The following is a 16,177-nucleotide window of genomic DNA, read 5'->3' on the forward strand; positions in this document are numbered from 1 at the left end:
GCCAGGGCCACCGTGAACGCCATCCCGCAAAAACCCGCCAGCCTGCGCAAGCTCGACCTGCAATCGATTTTCTCGTGGCTGCTGGCCGACGGGATCGTCACCAAGGATAAAGTCAAAGCCGATTTCGCCCAGGCCCAGGGAATATTGAAGAATGCGCCGGGCATCGTGCATCCGCTGACGGCGGTGGCGCAGTGCAAACTGGTGTCACACCTGCCGCCGCACCGCCTGCTGACGCTGGATGTGCTGACCGAATGGTGCGCGGCCAAGGTCGGCCTGCCATTCATCCGCATCGACCCGCTCAAGATCGATTTTACGAAAGTGGCGGACGTGATGTCGGCCAGCTATGCGGCACGCTTCAATATCCTGCCGGTGGAAATGACGGCGACCACGCTGGTGGTGGCGACAGCCGATCCGGCGCTGACCGAATGGGAACCCGAGATCGCCAAGGTCTCGCGCCGCCGCATCGAGCTCGTATTGGCCAATCCGCTCGACATCGCCCAATACATTTCGCAATTCTTCGCGCTGGCCAAGTCGATCCGCGACGCGAGCCGCAGCAGCGGGCAGGACGTCGCGATGCGCAACAACTTCGAGCAGCTGGTCGAGCTGGGAAAATCGAACAAGCAGTTCGATGCCAATGACCAGCACATCGTCAACATCGTCGACTGGCTGTGGGGCTATGCCTTCGAGCAGCGCGCCTCGGATATCCACCTCGAACCCAAGCGCGAATTGGCGACCGTGCGTTTTCGTATCGATGGCGTGCTGCACCAGGTCTATCAGGTTCCGGCGGCGGTGATGATCGCGATGACCGCGCGTATCAAGCTGCTGGGACGGATGGACGTGATCGAAAAACGCCGGCCGCAGGATGGCCGTATCAAGACGCGCACCGCGGGCGGCCAGGAAGTCGAACTGCGGCTGTCGACGATGCCGACCGCGTTCGGCGAAAAGCTGGTGATGCGTATCTTCGATCCGGAAGTGGTGGTCAAGACCTTGCCGGAACTGGGTTTCCCGCCTGACGATGCGCAGCGCTGGGATGGACTGACGAAGCGCCCGCACGGGATCATTCTCGTGACCGGACCGACGGGATCGGGCAAGACCACGACGCTTTACACGACGCTCAAGGCGCTGGCAACCAGCGAAGTGAATGTGTGCACGGTCGAGGATCCGATCGAGATGGTCGAACCGGCATTCAACCAGATGCAGGTGCAGCCGGGGATCGACCTGTCGTTTGCCGACGGCGTGCGTTCGCTGATGCGGCAGGATCCGGACATCATCATGGTAGGCGAGATACGCGACCTGGAAACAGCCGAGATGGCAATCCAGGCGGCGCTGACAGGACACCTGGTGTTTTCGACCCTGCATACCAACGATGCGCCGTCGGCAGTGGTGCGCCTGCTGGAATTGGGTGTGCCGGATTATCTGCTGGAGGCGACCCTGATCGGCGTGATGGCGCAGCGGCTGGTGCGCACGCTCTGCCCTGTGTGCAAGGCGCCGGGTGGGGAAATGAGCGATGAAGTGTGGGACAGCATTGGCGGGGCGTGGAAGATCGAGAAGCCTGCAACCGTGTATCGGGCGGTGGGGTGTCCGGAGTGCCGGCAGACCGGGTATCGGGGGCGGACCGGGATTTATGAGTTGCTGACGGTGAGCGAAGGGTTCGGGCGTTTGATTCGTGAATCGGGCGAGATGCGGACCTTGCGCGAGCAGAGCGTGAAGGATGGGATGAAGCCGCTGCGCATCGCGGGGGCGATGAAAGTGGTCGAGGGCGTGACGACGGTGGATGAGGTGCTGAAGGTGACGTCGGCGCTGGCGTAAGCGGGGGTTTGTGTCGAAAATGTTGGGCCACCCTAGCGCAAACCGCAATCGCCCGCTATAATGCTGCCTCTTCGGGTCGTTAGCTCAGTTGGTAGAGCAGCGGACTTTTAATCCGTTGGTCGCGTGTTCGAGCCACGCACGGCCTACCAGAATATGTTGTAGCAAAGAAGGCGTTACGAGTGATCGTGACGCCTTCTTTGTTTTTCAAAGTCGACTGAACTATTATTCGAAAAGCACATATGCGGTGCGACAAATAGAATCTACAGTTGCATCCTAGCGACCGACTACTCCACTTAGCAAAACGCTGCCCATGATGAAGCGCTTTTCCTATTCCTCTTGAGATGCCGCAAAGCGGATCCCAGCGACCGGCCGAAAACCTTCAGCCCACCATTATGTCTTTAGCGCCATTAGTGTGAACAGCAAAACGTAATTTTTTGTCTCCACCAACATAAATTACACGCGGATCGGAGGGATATGTTGCATCCCTGCCAAAACCAGCGAGAGAATCGTGCACATATTGCTCAAATATCCGAGTGATGATCACATCCGGATTTTTCTCGACTCGGAATATTTCGTCCTCATAGGAATCTACCAAGCCTTGATAATGTGGTCGTAGATTACTCTTGGTGAACTTACCATTCTTTGATTGCAATAACGAACGAATGGATTGTGCATCATCGAGTAGTTGGCGGTCATAAAGCGGAGTCAGCGAATAGACCCTGGACATGTCTGGTATGGCATCGCGCTCAGCCTTCATTTTCAGATATTCGTGTTTCCTCGCTGCCACCTCAGCCTTTGCTTTTTCAATCATATGACTTGATGGTGCCATTGCATCACTCGCTCCTCTGGCCGCGATCAGGGCTTTTTCGGCTGCTCCAAGTTGCTGCTCAAGTTCCTTGAGTTTCGGTTCGCACGCAGCTCTCTCACTCCTGAACCTCTCCCCCTCCTTTCTCAAGGATTCAGAGAAGCCATTCTTTTCTTTCGCATTCCGCTTCATGCACTGAAAGCGCCAGGCAAAATAAAATTTCATATGCCGGTTAAAACCTTCTCCAAGGGTAGCGGCATTCCCGACAGCTTGCAGGTATTTGTTAAATGCCTCACGAAGATCACTGCTTGTACGAAAGTCCTCAGGAATCAGTCGACCTTTAGGCTGCATCGGCACGCCCTTCGACACTGCAAAATCATACATGTGGCGCAGAGGTATTAGACTCAAACTCTCGTCCTCCAATAATGATTTAGCGCCTTCGCCTGCCGCATATCCGCCACCTACGTCCGAGTGAGCGCCAGGATAGATCACTTCAAAAAAGTGGGCGGGCTTTACAATACGCCCTTCCCTCATGACACTGATGCTATCGAGAGGAAACGAGTTGCGTATCTCATGAGCAGCAACGAAATGCCGGACTTCCTCGACACTTTCATGGATTTCCAACTTTTCCGCCCACGAATCGTGTCCTGCATTTTTCCCGGGCGCTGGATCTGCTCCGGGCACCCCACCGTCAGAAAACGCCAATCTTACCGGACGAGTATCGGCGTAATCCTCTGCCCTTTCATCAAGCATACCTCTCACATCGGATATCATCGGATTATAATAATCAGTGTTATTCTGGCTCATCGGCTGCCCCACCGATGCCACGGTATCGAATAATCCCATGAAGCAGAACCGTACTGGCCAGCTCCCCTGCCTCAGAACCCACCTTGGATCGTTGAATTTGCAGCGAGTTTCCATGATGGCATTGACAAAAGCCCGAGCCAATGCGGCTCCACGACTGAATCCAAATACCGCAATGCTGATTTCCTCAATAGCATTCGCTGGGACAGCGGCCCTGAGAATCGGTAATTTTAAATATCGATCAAACTCTTTCAGCGCAAAGTCAAGACGAGCCTCACCCATGGCCCCAAACGCTGCGCCTGTTACAGTTCCACCGGGGTCTCCGATCTCACGAAAATATGTTCCGATTCCAGGTATATAGATCGAGTGAATACCGTGCGCTGCGTTAGTCGCCAAATGCGCGCGATACAGCCGCGCAACATTGCTGTGCTTTTGCAATGTCATATCTGCATCGAGATTATTTCCGGTCCCATCAAAAAAGAACGAGAACCAAATCCTTTGTCGGCACTTCGAAGGTTGAGCATTCCTTTCGATTTCGGCAGAAATATTAGCAACAGCATTCGATATGGGGGAGGCTTGAGACGTAGATCGAGACATTGTTGCAGGAGCTTTTGCTGAAAAATCGACAGCGTCTCGCAGATCTGCTGCTGACTTTCTTGAGGCGGGTGATTTAGTATCGCCAACTTTTGAATTATCTGGAGTTTTTCGCATCCTTGCACCTCAAAAATATGCTCTGATCCTTACGATCTTCATCAAGGTGCATTGCGGGAGGAGAGATGAATTCCGTCACCTTGACTTTCACGGAACCATCGGGATAGAAATGGGTCTCCAAGTAAGCCGGGGCTGAACTGGTGGGTGGATCTACATAGGCAAGCGCTTCCTTATAATGAAAAATTCGTCTTTCACCAATGCGTCCTGTCGAACTCTTGACTGGATAAGTGCATCCATCAACTTGCCACTTGACCTTTACCTCTACTTTCTCACGCTGAGCTTTCGATATCCTTGTGCAGCATACAACCCCACTACCCCCGCTAGTTGGTGAGCTCAAGTGCACGTGTCCGCCCCCTGAACTATCCACTGAGTAATGATCGATGAGCCGATCAGTGTAATTAAACCCAATTAATCCTAATATAAAATATTCACCAGCATCGCTTTCTTCTATCATCCTTCCTCCTGTCGCCTCTTTCGCTACGACACCGCTCATCGACAACTCAATTAGAACCGTCGATATCAAAGCAAGAAAGAACAGGAGTTTTTTTGACGCCATTTTACTCATACCTCTCTAGATATTAACTTCACCATTATTCAGAAGGATCTTCAAATTATTGACATCACTGGACCTTAGATACTCAATCGCCTTCTCATACACCTCCATAGACATTATTCCTTTCACGTAAAACAACCTGATCATTGCATACAGCGACATCTGCAATACTGATCCGAGCTTTTTGCTCCTTGCCTCAATAACACTCTCAGAGACAAAGTCATATTGCGATTCACGCGGGATCTCCGAAAACAGATTAGGAACACTTGACCTCAATGAACTCAATATTTGATCGATCTCGGAAGCCGCCAGCATGTGGTCTTCCTGTTCCTGACTCAGTAAGACAGGTTTTGAGGCAGGATTAACCGCTCCATACTTATTTGTCGTTTGCGCAATCCGCCCGGATCGATCAACGTAGTGCCAGGAACTCGCTACACCAAGAAAAACCTCTTTCTGCTCCCGTGTCAGGATATTGAGCAGACTCTCAAACACGCGGGGATCGAAAAAGCGCAGCATGGCTTCGACACCGCCTGCGAGAGTAATATGCAGGCGCGTGCCAAGGCCCCTTGCCAAGCCTGTCAAATCTAGCGAGGAGACGAGCATCATTACTGACGAAGAGTAAGTTCCACGCTGCTTTAGCCAGTCAAATACAATACGCGACAACCTGATTTCCCCTCCGCTGGCAGCTAGAACGAGAATGGGGGCCACCGCCAGAGCACTTTCCTCTTTGGTTCGATCAAACAAGCTCATCCACTCTGTCGAACCGTATTGCAACTGTTTTGATAATCCGGGCAACCCACCGTGATCAAGCAAAAGAAAAATATTCTCTTCAGGTCTGGATTCGAGTAATTTCGCGGTTATACCTCTGAAATCAATACATTTACTCATGCCGACCTCAAAACAAATGGAGAACCGGTACTGCGTGCTCGTATCAGGCACTCAACGCAGATGCTGGCTGGCAAGGTTGGCAATGGATAATCGAGCTGATTTGCCCCACTTAAGCTCTTCTTCCCTGCCTGTACAGCAATCTTTCCCGGGCACAAGACGTTGATGTTGCCGCCGTCGATGACGATGCTCGCGCCGCCTGCGGTCGACAAACTGATGGTCTTTACCGCTGCCCAATCGATGTGCGCGTTCGCACTCATTACACTTACTTCGTCGCGCGCTTGAATCTTCAGATCATCACCCTGGACCTGAATATCGATTGCCTCCCGTGCTGCGATCAACTGCAAACCTGCATCGTCTGCATCAGCCATGACTGTTCCGCCGAGCACTCCGATAACCTGACCAGAATGGATGCAAATCTGACCTCCGCTGATAGACTGAGCATCTCGCCCAGCTATCATCGAAACCGTCTCGCCATTCGTAATTTGTAAGCTCTGCCCCGCATTCACTCCCATTCCGTTTTTGGCGGCAATTGCTACCATCGGGGCGGCCAATTCCAACGTGTCCGGACCAACCTCGGTCTTGTCAAACCGATGTATATCGACGTTGCCCGACAACGCGGCAAATATTGCGTTCATGGGCGCGATATTCTGATCCAGCACACTCGAACCGGCCTTCGCCGCCCCTGCATGTGCCGCCAACCCAACGGTTTTATGAATCGTCGCCGCCCGATGAAAAACTTCAGCCATCTTCACCGCCTGCTCCGCGAGCCCCACGCCATCCGCATTCTCGCTAGCGGCATCCCGCATAGCAGCCCCATGATTGATCCCGTAACTCGAAATCAGAAGACCTCCGCTCGCCCTTATCGCCCCATATGCATCAGTCCGCAACTCCACCCCCAACCCGCGAAAACTCCCACGATAGTTATCCGCCGAATGAACCAAATGCCCTAGATTCAACTCGGTTGCCGCATGGCTGCACCGTAGCTGCACCCTTCCCTGTCCATCGGTATCGTCGAACAGCAATTGGCTATACCCCGAACCACCAAACTCCTTACTGCGAATCCCCCACTGCGCCGCGCTATTACGATGTCCTTCGCTCTCCGGCGACGCCCCATGCCATACCGGACTGTTACCGACCGCCAGATTGCCCTGCCCCGACCGCGCATGATCGTTCGCCTTCTCGAAGGGTGACACCTTGCCTTGCGCAACCCGCTTTCCTCCAGGCGTCGGCAAGACGCCACCCTCGCCCTGCCCGTTATACAAAGCACCAACGATCACCGGCCGATCGATATCGTTCTCCAGGAACTGGACCAGCACTTCCTGCCCGATGCGCGGCAGGAACTGAAACCCCACCGACCGCTGCGCCACGCGCACCCAGCAAGTCGCGCTGCCGCTGTCCTGCCAGTGAAACCGGATCCGCACCCGCCCCAGCCGGTCGCAGCACAGTTCGTCGGCGCCCTGCGCGCTGTCGTTGCCGCTCAGCCCGACCACGATCGCGCTCTGGGCGCCACGCGCCGTGGGTTTGGCATGCATGCGCCCGTCGCTGCCCGGCAATTCCGGACGCCACGGCACCGCGGAAGGAATCGCCTCGAAGCAATTGGCATAGCCCGTGCGGCGCGCCTGCGCGATCGCCAGGCCGAAGTCCGCTGGCACCACGCGCAGCGCCTGCTCCAGCAGTTCGGGAAGAGGACCGAACAACTCCGCCAGCGCATCCCGGGCCGGCGGCGGCAGATTGTTGATGCCGACGCTGCTCACCCGCAGGACGGTGAAGGCGCCAGCCGTGCCGATCTGCTGCAGCGGCGCGCCGGTCACATCCATTCGCGTGCCGGCACGCAAGGTGCGCACGGTCGAACGTCCCGACCAGATCTGGCCGCGCGCCTCCTTTCCCTGCATCTGCAAATCCACATAACGCCGCGCCTGGGCGCTATTGGCGTAGGCATATTGACCTGGCACGTCATACGATTCGAGTTCCGGCAGCTTGTTGTAGCGCACGTGTGACGGGGAATTCCCGCTGACACTGCGCCTGGCCTTGTAGTCGCTGCTGAGCACCGTCATGAGCGAGGCGTGCAGCTGCTGGTGGGCGTGCAGGGATTGCACCGAGTCGCGCTGCTCGACCGAGCTGACGCCGTGGTAGCGAATGCCGCCATGCGACGCGCTGCTCGCATCCTCCGGCACGCTGCTCGGCTGGCTGCTGTCGGCGAACAGCACCAGGCCATGTCCGTCCCTGGTATCCTCGACCCGCCAGGACAAGCCTTCCTCGGCCAGCAGGCGCAGCACGAAATCCAGATCGGACTCGCGGTACTGGCAGCAATAGCTGCGCGGCTGCGCGTCGGCCATGAAGGAATTGACCTCGTCGCTCCAACGCCAGCGCGCCGCTGGCCGGTAATCGGCGAAGACCGCGTCGACGATGTCGATCACGCGCTTGTCTTGCCATACCCGGCAATTGCGCACATGGGCCAGGCGCCAGATCCAGGGCGCGATGCGAATCCGGTAGCGGGCCAGCCCGCCATCGCTGCCCAGCATGGCGGCTGCGCAGACCTCCCCCGAAAACCGTTCCCGCGTGCCATTGGCCAGACTGAGCTCGAGCGTCGCCGGCTGCCCCAGCAATGCCGTCACCGGGATAAAAGCGCTGGTCGACAAGGCGATCACCTCCCGTAGACCGACCTCCTGCACCGCTTCTTCGGCAGCGAACGCCTCGACCAGCAGCCCGTACTCACCGCGCTCGCCGATGCTGAGGTCCATCAGCCTGGTCGCTCCGGAAAATTCCGCCAGCGCGGCGGTGACTTCCTCGATCAACGCATTCGCCATGGCAATACGTGCTCCTCATCAACTGATCAGGCACACGATATAAGGTGTCTGGAGCGTAGCTCTTGCGCGCAATCATCATTGGGGCATGCTTTCATCCGGACACAGCCCCGTCGACGTTCGGTGTTAAAGTAATTACAACTTCCGGAGTGTCTCGATATGTACCTGATCGAAAAAATTTTCCTGTTCGGCTACCTGATGATCGTGGCCCTCTTCTTTACTTGTGGAATGGGATTGATCGTCCTGGCCGGGATCGAAACCTGGCACGCCCTCAATCCCATGAACACGATGCCCACGGACGACCGGTTCGACGTGTTGCTCGAATGCGTTGGCTTGCTGACCATTGCGGTGGCATCCCTGGAACTTGGACAGACCGTGCTGGAAGAAGAAGTCCAGCGCTCGGCCAATATCAGCGCCCCGACCCGCGTGCGCCGCTTCCTGTCGCGTTTCCTGATCGTCGTGGTGGTCGCCCTGTCGGTCGAGGCCTTGATCGGCGTCTTCAAATTCGTGAACGGCCAACCGCAATTCCTGCCGCACGCCGCATCGGTCGGCCTGGCCGCTGCAGCCATCCTGGCGACCTGGGGCCTGTTTATCCGCATGAATACAGAGGCCGAGAAACTCGAGCCGGAAGCCATGCGCGAAGTAAAAGCCGAGGACGACGAAATCGAACGCGATATGGAAGGCGACCCCAAGACCAAATACGCGCCCGTCGCGAAGAGCGAGTTGCCGCAGGGACACGATCATGCGCCGGATGCGCAGGACGAAACGCACGACGAAACCCAGGATAAAGCGCAGGACGACGGGTCCGACACAACCGGCGCGCATAAAAAGTGATTCGAAGCACTTGGTAAATCGGTCAAGTGCCGCTATAATCTCGTCTTCTTCGGGTCGTTAGCTCAGTTGGTAGAGCAGCGGACTTTTAATCCGTTGGTCGCGTGTTCGAGCCACGCACGGCCTACCAAAGATTCAGACAACAACGCCAGCCTTCGGGTTGGCGTTGTTGTTTTCACTTTCCGAACGCCATGCCCCAGACGATCGCCAGCGCCGTCCAGCACGAACTGGTCATCAAGAAAAGCCGCTTCATCGCCTGCGTGCAGCCGATGCCGGACCGCGCCGGGGCCGTCAAGATCGTGGCCGAGCTGCGTGCCCAGCATCCGGGCGCGGCCCATGTGTGCTGGGCCCTGCTGGCCGGCGGCCAGTCGGCGGCGGTCGATGACGGCGAACCCAGCGGCACCGCGGGCCGCCCCATGCTCGACGTCTTGCGCCACCAGGACCTGGAAGGCGTGCTGGCCACCGTGGTGCGCTACTTCGGCGGCGTCAAGCTCGGCGCGGGCGGACTGGTGCGCGCCTATACCGACAGCGTTGCCCAGGCCCTGCTGACGGCGACCAAGATCCCGATCATCAAGCTGCGCCAGCTGCGCTGCACCGCGCCCTATGCCATGGAAGGCATGCTGCGGCGCGAACTCGATGGAGCAGGCGCCAGCCTCGATGCGGTCGAGCACGGCGACGACGTGCGTTTCACCTTCAGCCTCCCGGCCAGCGCCGCCGATGCGCTGCGCGCCCGCCTCGACGAAGCCGGCCATGGCCGCATCGGCTGGCCGTCCGACGCCGACGACGAGGACGGCGTTCACTGAAGCCATTCCGGCGCCCTATACCCGTCATCACGACACGAAAGCGGACGCGTCCGCCTGCTCCCGGTATAGTGCCTGACCCGGCCGCGCATACGCTTCGGCCGGCTTTCCTCTTTCCACCCGAACAACAATCCCCGTGATCAAGAAAAGCCTACTTCCACTCGCCCTTGGCGGCTTCGGCATCGGCATGACCGAATTCGTCATGATGGGCATCCTTCCCGACATCGCCAACGGCCTGCACATCACCATCCCGCAAGCCGGCTACCTGATCACCGCCTATGCACTGGGCGTCGTGGTCGGCGCGCCGACCCTGGTCAGCCTGGTGGCCGGCCGCCCGCCGCGCAGCGTGCTGGTCTGGTTCATGCTGATGTTCGCCATCTTTAATGCGATGTCGGCGTTCGCGCCGAACTTCGAGATCATGATGGTGTCGCGCTTCCTGGCCGGCCTGCCGCATGGCGCCTTCTTCGGCGTCGGCGCCGTCGTGGCCAGCCGCCTGGCCGACGAGGGCCGCACCGCCGCCGCCGTCGCCACGATGTTTACCGGCCTGACCCTGGCCAATGTGCTGGGCGTGCCGCTCGGTACCTGGATCGGCCACGTCATCGACTGGCGCCTGGTGTTCCTGATCGTGGCCGTGATCGGCCTGCTCACCATGTGGAGCCTGCGCCAGTGGGTGCCGCATATCGAACCGGGCAAGCGCACCGGCATCATGCAAGACCTGCGCATCTTCCGCCACCTCGACCTGTGGCTGGCGCTGGGCATCGTCTCGATCGGCACCGGCGGCTTCTTCGCCTGGTTCAGCTATATCGCGCCATTGCTCACCGACGTCACGCGCTTCGATTCGACCACGATTCCCCTGATCATGACCGCGGTCGGCGTCGGCATGACGGTCGGCGTGCAGTTCGGCGGCCGCCTGGCGGACCGCGTGCACCCGCTGCCCGCCCTGCTGATCCTCATGATGTCGATGACCGTTCTGCTGCTGTGCAATGGCTTCCTCGCGGAGTCGAAGCTGGCGATGGTCGTGCTGGCCTTCCTGACCGGCGCCAATGCGCTGGCGATCGGGCCGCCGATCCAGTTGCTGCTGATGGAACAATCGCGCGAAGCCGAGATGCTCGGCTCCTCGCTGGGCCAGTCCGGTTTCAATATCGGTAATGCGCTGGGCGCCTTCCTCGGCGGCGTGCCGCTGACGCTGGGCTATGCCTACACGGCGCCGCAGTGGGTGGCGGCGGCCCTGGCGCTGTGCGGCGTGGGATTGACGGCGTTCATGCTGGCGCGCCACCGCATGCAGACGCGCATGCTGGCGGCCGGCTGCACCTGATCTGAGAATGAAAAACGGCGGCTCGCGGCCGCAATGGCGTTAAGTTAAGGCAAAAGTCTTCTTGAGTTAGCATAAAAACGTCGTCCCCACGAAGGTGGGGACCTAAGTTGCAAGCGTTTCGACGACGTTTGCAGAACTTGGGTCCCCGCCTTCGCGGGGACGACGTATTTGATGCTTAACCTAACGGCATCAGGCTCTCAGCCGCCGTTTGTCCTTCATGAAAACTTCTTCAGGCGCGACGGCGCCGCAGTGCAATTCCGCCAAGCAGCCCCGCCATCATCAGCGTCAGGGTGCCCGGCTCGGGCACCTCCACCGGCGACTCGACCGGCGGATCGTTCTTGACGAGTTCGAAACCCGGAACGTCGACCGCCTTCCAGTAATTCTCGGCATCCACCTGAACGCTTGAATTCCAGGTGCCAGCGATGACCTGGCCCTTAATGACGCCATAGCCGGGAACGACCGTCGCATACGGCGCCAGCACGCTGCCAAGAATACCTTTTACGTCGACCGTCTCGGCCTCGAAGAAATTAAACAGGACGTTGTAGCCACTCAGTGGCTGCATGCCGCCAGTGAAACCGCCGTGCTTGCCGCTGATATTAAAAATCAACGTCTGGTTTGCGGTCAGGCCGCTGAGCACCCAGTTATTGCCGCCATTCAAAAAGTCGGCCGAGACATTGAATATGTCGACGCCGCCCTTGCCGCTGCCGATGAGCTTATTGGCACTGTATAGGCGCTCGACCGTGCCTGTCGCCCCGACAAGGCTCAGTCCGGCGGCGATGTCCTTGAATTGCTCCGTTGCTGAGGAAAAATCGACCGGATTGACCGTCGAACGTGGCGGGGTGGCAGCGCTCTGCGTGGTCACCGCACCGCCGGCATACACCGGACCGTTGTGGATGCTGCCGCTCGTCAGCGAGATATCGCCGCCTGCGACGATCGAGTAACCGGCGTAAGCCGCCCTGTCTTTTTTATTGACCGCGTAATTCTGGATCGTGACGTTACCACCAGAAACGATCGCCCCTTCGACGTCGCTCGAGATCGCCTTGAAGTCGCCCGCGGTATAGACGTTTGCACCGCCCATGATGGCGCCCAGATCGATGACGCCTGCCTGGGCGCCCATGCTGGCCAATGCCACACCTAGAAATACGCCAAACTTGATCATAAAAATTCCACACGGAAATTAATAATGATCAAGAGTATCACTCCGACACCACAATTTGGTTGCAGGAAAGATACGCTTGCCAGTAAATCTAACGAATGATCACACCAGGGCGACGTCGCCCATTGCCTTCGCGGTTTCGGCCGCTTCATCCAGGATGTCTTGCAGCGTGAATTCGTCGAAGACGAAATCGAGCGCGCTCTCGCCGTGGTCGGGCAGGTTGGCGCGGCGGCTGTCGAGGGGCGACGCCACCGGCGCATACTGGTTCGCAAGCAACAGGGTGTCGAGCAAGGTGCCCGGCGGCATGTTCAGCCAGCCGCCGCGCATGTCGGCGATCGCCTCCGACACCGCCGGCGGTATCGACAGCTTCTTCATCACCTCGGCGCTGACCACGTCTTCGCACAAGGCGCCCCAGTTCTCCGGATCGTCGTCCAGAAGGCCGGGAAACTCGTCGGCCCGCGCCAGCAGGTAGAAGGCGCCGACCTCGTGCACGATGCCGGCAAACAGGGCGGTATCGGGATTGACGCCGGTGACGCGGCGCGCCAGCGAATGGGCGATCGAGGCGACGTGGGTCGTATGCGCCCACAACTGCTCGGCCTTGGCGCGCAGGCCCGGGTCGTTGATGCGGTTACCGAATTGCCGCACCACCAGGCTGGCCACCAGGGCCTGCAGGCGCCGGTACCCGATGCGCGCCACGGCGGCGCGGACATTGGTCACCGGCATTGCGCTGCTGCCGCCGAAGGCGGGCGTATTGGCGATCGCGACCGTGCGCGCGGCCAATTGCGGTTCGGCCAGCACCAGGCGGATCGCCTCGTCGATATGACAATCCGGGTCGTCGAGGGCGAGCTGCAGGCGCAGCACGGCATTGACGCTGGTGGGGAAAGTGATCTCACCGCGAACGGCCTGCGCCGCGATGTATCCGAATGCTTCAAGTTTATTCACGTCGGTAATTATAGCCCCCGCCGGATGCCCGGACCGGACGCCATGTCCGCCCCATATCCACCGGCTGGCCAAACTGTGGCGCATCATCCACACCGCATAAGCCTGAGGCGGATGCAAAACAGCCCGCGCGCCGGATGGCACGCGGGCTGTTGTAAAGCGATCAGGCTGGGATTACTTGACCTTGATTGTGCTCTTGACGTTGGTCACGCCGTCGACGCCCTTGGCCACTTGCATGGCCTTGTCGGCTTCGGCCTTCGATTCGACGAAGCCGCTCAGCATCACGACGCCGCCTTCGGTATCGACGTTGATTTCCATGCCCTTCAGGGCAGGATCGGACACCAGGCCGGCCTTGACCTTGGCGGTGATGTTGCCGTCCGAGGCCACGCGGGCAGTCTTTTCGCCGACGCGCTCGGTGGCGTTTTCCGCCTTGTGGGCGGCGTTCGACGCCATTTCCTTGGTGCGGTCGAATGCGGCCGCAGTCTTTTCCTTCACGGTGGCGACCGCTTCACGGGTGTTGGCGGCCACGGCCGCGCCGGTGGTGGCGGCCACGTTGGTGGCGGTAGTGACGTTGCCGCGCTTATCGACCACGCAGGCGGTGCGCGCATCGCCGGTCATCTGTTCGCACTTCTGGACGGCGGCGGCCGTCGCTGGATCTTTCGAGTCGATGCTGCTCACCAGTTCGCCACTGCTGCTGTGGCCGACGGCGCGGTCGATATCGCGGTCGTCCAGGCGGGCCAGCGCGGCATCGCGGATCGAGTTGGCCGTGGCCTTGCAGCGGTCCTTGTCGCCGGCTGCGGTGGCGTCGCACTGGGTGTCGGCCAGCTCGTGCTCGGCGCGGACCACCTTGGCGCGCGCATCGCGCAGGTTGCCGCCGGTGGTGTCGTACTTGGTATAGGCATCGAGTTCAGCACGCGCCTGGGCCAGCTTGGCCTCGTCCTCGCACACTTCCTCGGCATTGCCCTTCATGGCTTCGCATTTGGTCTTGGCAGTGCGGTAGTCGGCGCCGGCCTTGTCCATCGCGGCGCGGTGGGCCTCCTTGTCGACGGGGGCGGCGCTGGCAGGAGCAATGGCGACGGCGGATACGGCGGTTGCGATCAGGGTAGCGATGAGGGTTTTCATGGTCGGATTCCCTTGCATGCGTTGTTAGGATGGCATCCATTAAACGCCCTGTACCCTACAACATCTGTGCGACAACGTACCTTGATTGGACAAACTGGACTTCGGGATATAGCGGCAAATCCACTTCCCTCGTTAGCCCCAAAACGTCGTTCCCGCGCAGGCGGGAACCTAAGGTTTTCAGCGCTATCGAAACGCTGGCAACTTAGGTTCCCGCCTGCGCGGGAACGACGTGCTAATGCTGCCTCAGTCGCCGCCGCAGTGAGGTGCGGCGGCAAACCGATCAACGATTACTTGGCCTTGTTGGCGTCACGTGCGGCATCGCGGGTCGACTTGGCCTGCGCTTCGCACTTGTCCTCGGCGTCGCCTTTCAGCGAGTCGCATTTTTCATCGGCCAGTTCATATTCGGCGTCGATCACATTGTCACGTGCCTTGCGCACATTGTTGCCGGTATTGTCGAACTTGGTGGTCGCATCCAGTTCGGCTTTCGCACGCATCAGCTTGGCTTCGTCTTCGCAGATGTCTTCGGCGTGACCGCTCATGGCGTCGCATTTGTCCTTGGCGACACGGTAGTCGGCCTTGACCTTGTCCATCGCCGTTTTATAGGCGTCCTTATTGGTCTGGGCGGCGGCAGGAGCGATGCCGATGGCGGCGACGGCGGCGGTGGCGATCAAGGTAGCGATGAACGATTTCATGTTGGGTCCCTCTATTGGTTATTGGTGAGTCCATTAAACGCCGACGCCGCAGAGCACTCTGTGCGGCACCGAACGCTTATTAAAAAACCAATTAAGCTTATAAGGACGATAGCGAAGAACGTCGATCTACCTCATTCGTCAGTGCAGCAAGCCTTCTCGCCACAGCGCATCGGCGGCCTCGAATGGCGACAGACGGCTGTCAAACTGGCGGCCGTTGCCGGCCAGCTTGACCCAGGCGCGCGTGTCGTGGCCGCTGCCCGGCACCGCGACGGTGGCGCGCACGCCGCGCAGCCAGTCGTGCACCCGCGCATATTCTCCCGGCTGGGTGCGCTGGATCCAGGCCAGCGCCACCAGGTCGGCGAAGCCTTCCTCGCGCCGGGTGTCGCGCATCGCCTTCGCCGCCGCCAGCAGTTCCGGATCGTGCGAGGTTTCATGCCCCGTTTCGACGAACCCTGCCGGCAGCAGGTGCCATTCGCCCTGGGCGTAGCGCCAGCAATGGGCCAGTTCGTGCGCGGCCATGGCCTCGATCAGCAGCGCCTGCTTGTCGGCGGGGATATCGGCCAGCACCTTCTCGGCCTCGGGATTACCGCGCATCGACAGCACCAGCTTGCAGCGGCCCTTGTCGAAACCCATCGCCAGCGGCACTGCGCCGGCCGGCGCCTTCGGCTGGACGATGATGTCGACCGGCAGGGCGATCGATTTCGAGTACGCCAGCACGGGGGCGGCGGCGCGCAGCCAGCGCATTTCTTGAGCCGTGAGCTGCGATGCGTGCGAGGGAAGCGAAGCGGATGCGGCCAGGACGGCGGCCGCATACAGGAGAGTCTTGTACATGGTGCTACTCCGGGGATGAGCGAAATTCCTATCGGAAATTCTAGCCCCGAATAGCGCACTTCTTTCAGGAAAATATTTCTGTATGTTCAAAAAAGCAAGGGCCGCGACGAACGGCCC

13 protein-coding genes and 2 tRNA genes are annotated in these 16,177 nt (G+C 59.3%); 6 read left to right on the top strand and 9 right to left on the bottom strand.

What is annotated here, in order from left to right; all coding sequences use genetic code 11:
* Positions 1–12 precede the first annotated feature (12 nt).
* Both tfpB and SOM61_RS23420 read left to right on the top strand, forming a co-directional pair.
* Positions 13–1,809 carry a type IV pilus assembly ATPase TfpB gene (gene tfpB, locus SOM61_RS23415; protein ID WP_320476303.1) on the top strand — a complete coding sequence of 599 codons (1,797 nt, stop codon included), beginning with the start codon at positions 13–15 and terminating at the stop codon, positions 1,807–1,809.
* 73 nt (positions 1,810–1,882) lie between these two features.
* Positions 1,883–1,958: transfer RNA gene (locus SOM61_RS23420), tRNA-Lys, on the top strand.
* A gap of 230 nt (positions 1,959–2,188) precedes the next feature.
* On the opposite strand, the gene SOM61_RS23425 is transcribed toward SOM61_RS23420, so the two are convergent.
* From SOM61_RS23425 to SOM61_RS23440, 4 genes are read right to left on the bottom strand one after another with little or no spacing between them, the layout of a single operon-like run.
* The gene (locus tag SOM61_RS23425; protein ID WP_320476304.1) at positions 2,189–4,129 is read right to left on the bottom strand and encodes a T6SS phospholipase effector Tle1-like catalytic domain-containing protein; all 1,941 of its coding nucleotides are present in this window, start codon (positions 4,127–4,129) and stop codon (positions 2,189–2,191) included.
* Positions 4,110–4,694 (bottom strand): DUF3304 domain-containing protein, encoded by a 585-nt coding sequence (locus SOM61_RS23430; RefSeq protein WP_320476305.1) that lies wholly within the window; start codon positions 4,692–4,694, stop codon positions 4,110–4,112. The genes SOM61_RS23425 and SOM61_RS23430 overlap by 20 nt, the downstream gene beginning before the upstream one ends.
* A gap of 6 nt (positions 4,695–4,700) precedes the next feature.
* Positions 4,701–5,570, bottom strand: a complete 870-nt coding sequence (locus SOM61_RS23435) for a DUF4123 domain-containing protein (protein WP_320476306.1) — start codon at positions 5,568–5,570, stop codon at positions 4,701–4,703.
* Positions 5,567–8,377, bottom strand: coding sequence for a type VI secretion system Vgr family protein (locus SOM61_RS23440; protein WP_320476307.1), 2,811 nt, complete (start codon positions 8,375–8,377; stop codon positions 5,567–5,569). The genes SOM61_RS23435 and SOM61_RS23440 overlap by 4 nt, the downstream gene beginning before the upstream one ends.
* A gap of 156 nt (positions 8,378–8,533) precedes the next feature.
* Here SOM61_RS23440 and SOM61_RS23445 point away from each other — a divergent pair, with 156 nt between their 5' ends.
* From SOM61_RS23445 to SOM61_RS23460, 4 genes are all read left to right on the top strand, one after another.
* Positions 8,534–9,208: a hypothetical protein gene (locus SOM61_RS23445; RefSeq protein ID WP_320476308.1), complete on the top strand. Its 675-nt coding sequence runs from the start codon at positions 8,534–8,536 to the stop codon at positions 9,206–9,208.
* 51 nt (positions 9,209–9,259) lie between these two features.
* A tRNA-Lys gene (locus SOM61_RS23450) sits at positions 9,260–9,335 on the top strand.
* 61 nt (positions 9,336–9,396) lie between these two features.
* Entirely contained in the window at positions 9,397–10,008 is a 612-nt protein-coding gene (locus tag SOM61_RS23455) for an IMPACT family protein (RefSeq protein WP_320476309.1), read from the top strand.
* Between the two features lie 133 nt (positions 10,009–10,141).
* Positions 10,142–11,320, top strand: a complete 1,179-nt coding sequence (locus SOM61_RS23460; RefSeq protein WP_320476310.1) for an MFS transporter — start codon at positions 10,142–10,144, stop codon at positions 11,318–11,320.
* Positions 11,321–11,549: 229 nt separating this feature from the next.
* Here the strand turns inward: SOM61_RS23460 and SOM61_RS23465 are convergent, their stop codons facing one another.
* The 5 genes from SOM61_RS23465 to SOM61_RS23485 all read right to left on the bottom strand — a co-directional run bounded on the left by SOM61_RS23465 (position 11,550) and on the right by SOM61_RS23485 (position 16,060).
* Complete coding sequence (locus tag SOM61_RS23465; RefSeq protein ID WP_320476311.1) at positions 11,550–12,479, bottom strand: choice-of-anchor A family protein; 930 nt, start codon at positions 12,477–12,479, stop codon at positions 11,550–11,552.
* A gap of 99 nt (positions 12,480–12,578) precedes the next feature.
* Positions 12,579–13,418: an HDOD domain-containing protein gene (locus SOM61_RS23470; protein WP_320476312.1), complete on the bottom strand. Its 840-nt coding sequence runs from the start codon at positions 13,416–13,418 to the stop codon at positions 12,579–12,581.
* A 171-nt stretch (positions 13,419–13,589) separates the two neighbouring features.
* Positions 13,590–14,537 carry a BON domain-containing protein gene (locus SOM61_RS23475; protein WP_320476313.1) on the bottom strand — a complete coding sequence of 316 codons (948 nt, stop codon included), beginning with the start codon at positions 14,535–14,537 and terminating at the stop codon, positions 13,590–13,592.
* Positions 14,538–14,824: 287 nt separating this feature from the next.
* Positions 14,825–15,229: a cell envelope biogenesis protein TolA gene (locus SOM61_RS23480; RefSeq protein WP_320476314.1), complete on the bottom strand. Its 405-nt coding sequence runs from the start codon at positions 15,227–15,229 to the stop codon at positions 14,825–14,827.
* A 138-nt stretch (positions 15,230–15,367) separates the two neighbouring features.
* A complete protein-coding gene (locus SOM61_RS23485) occupies positions 15,368–16,060 on the bottom strand; it encodes a hypothetical protein (protein WP_320476315.1) in 693 nt (230 codons plus the stop codon).
* Positions 16,061–16,177: the final 117 nt, after the last annotated feature.

The sequence above is a fragment of the Massilia sp. CFBP9012 genome (assembly GCF_034045115.1).
Lineage (GTDB): Bacteria > Pseudomonadota > Gammaproteobacteria > Burkholderiales > Burkholderiaceae_D > Telluria.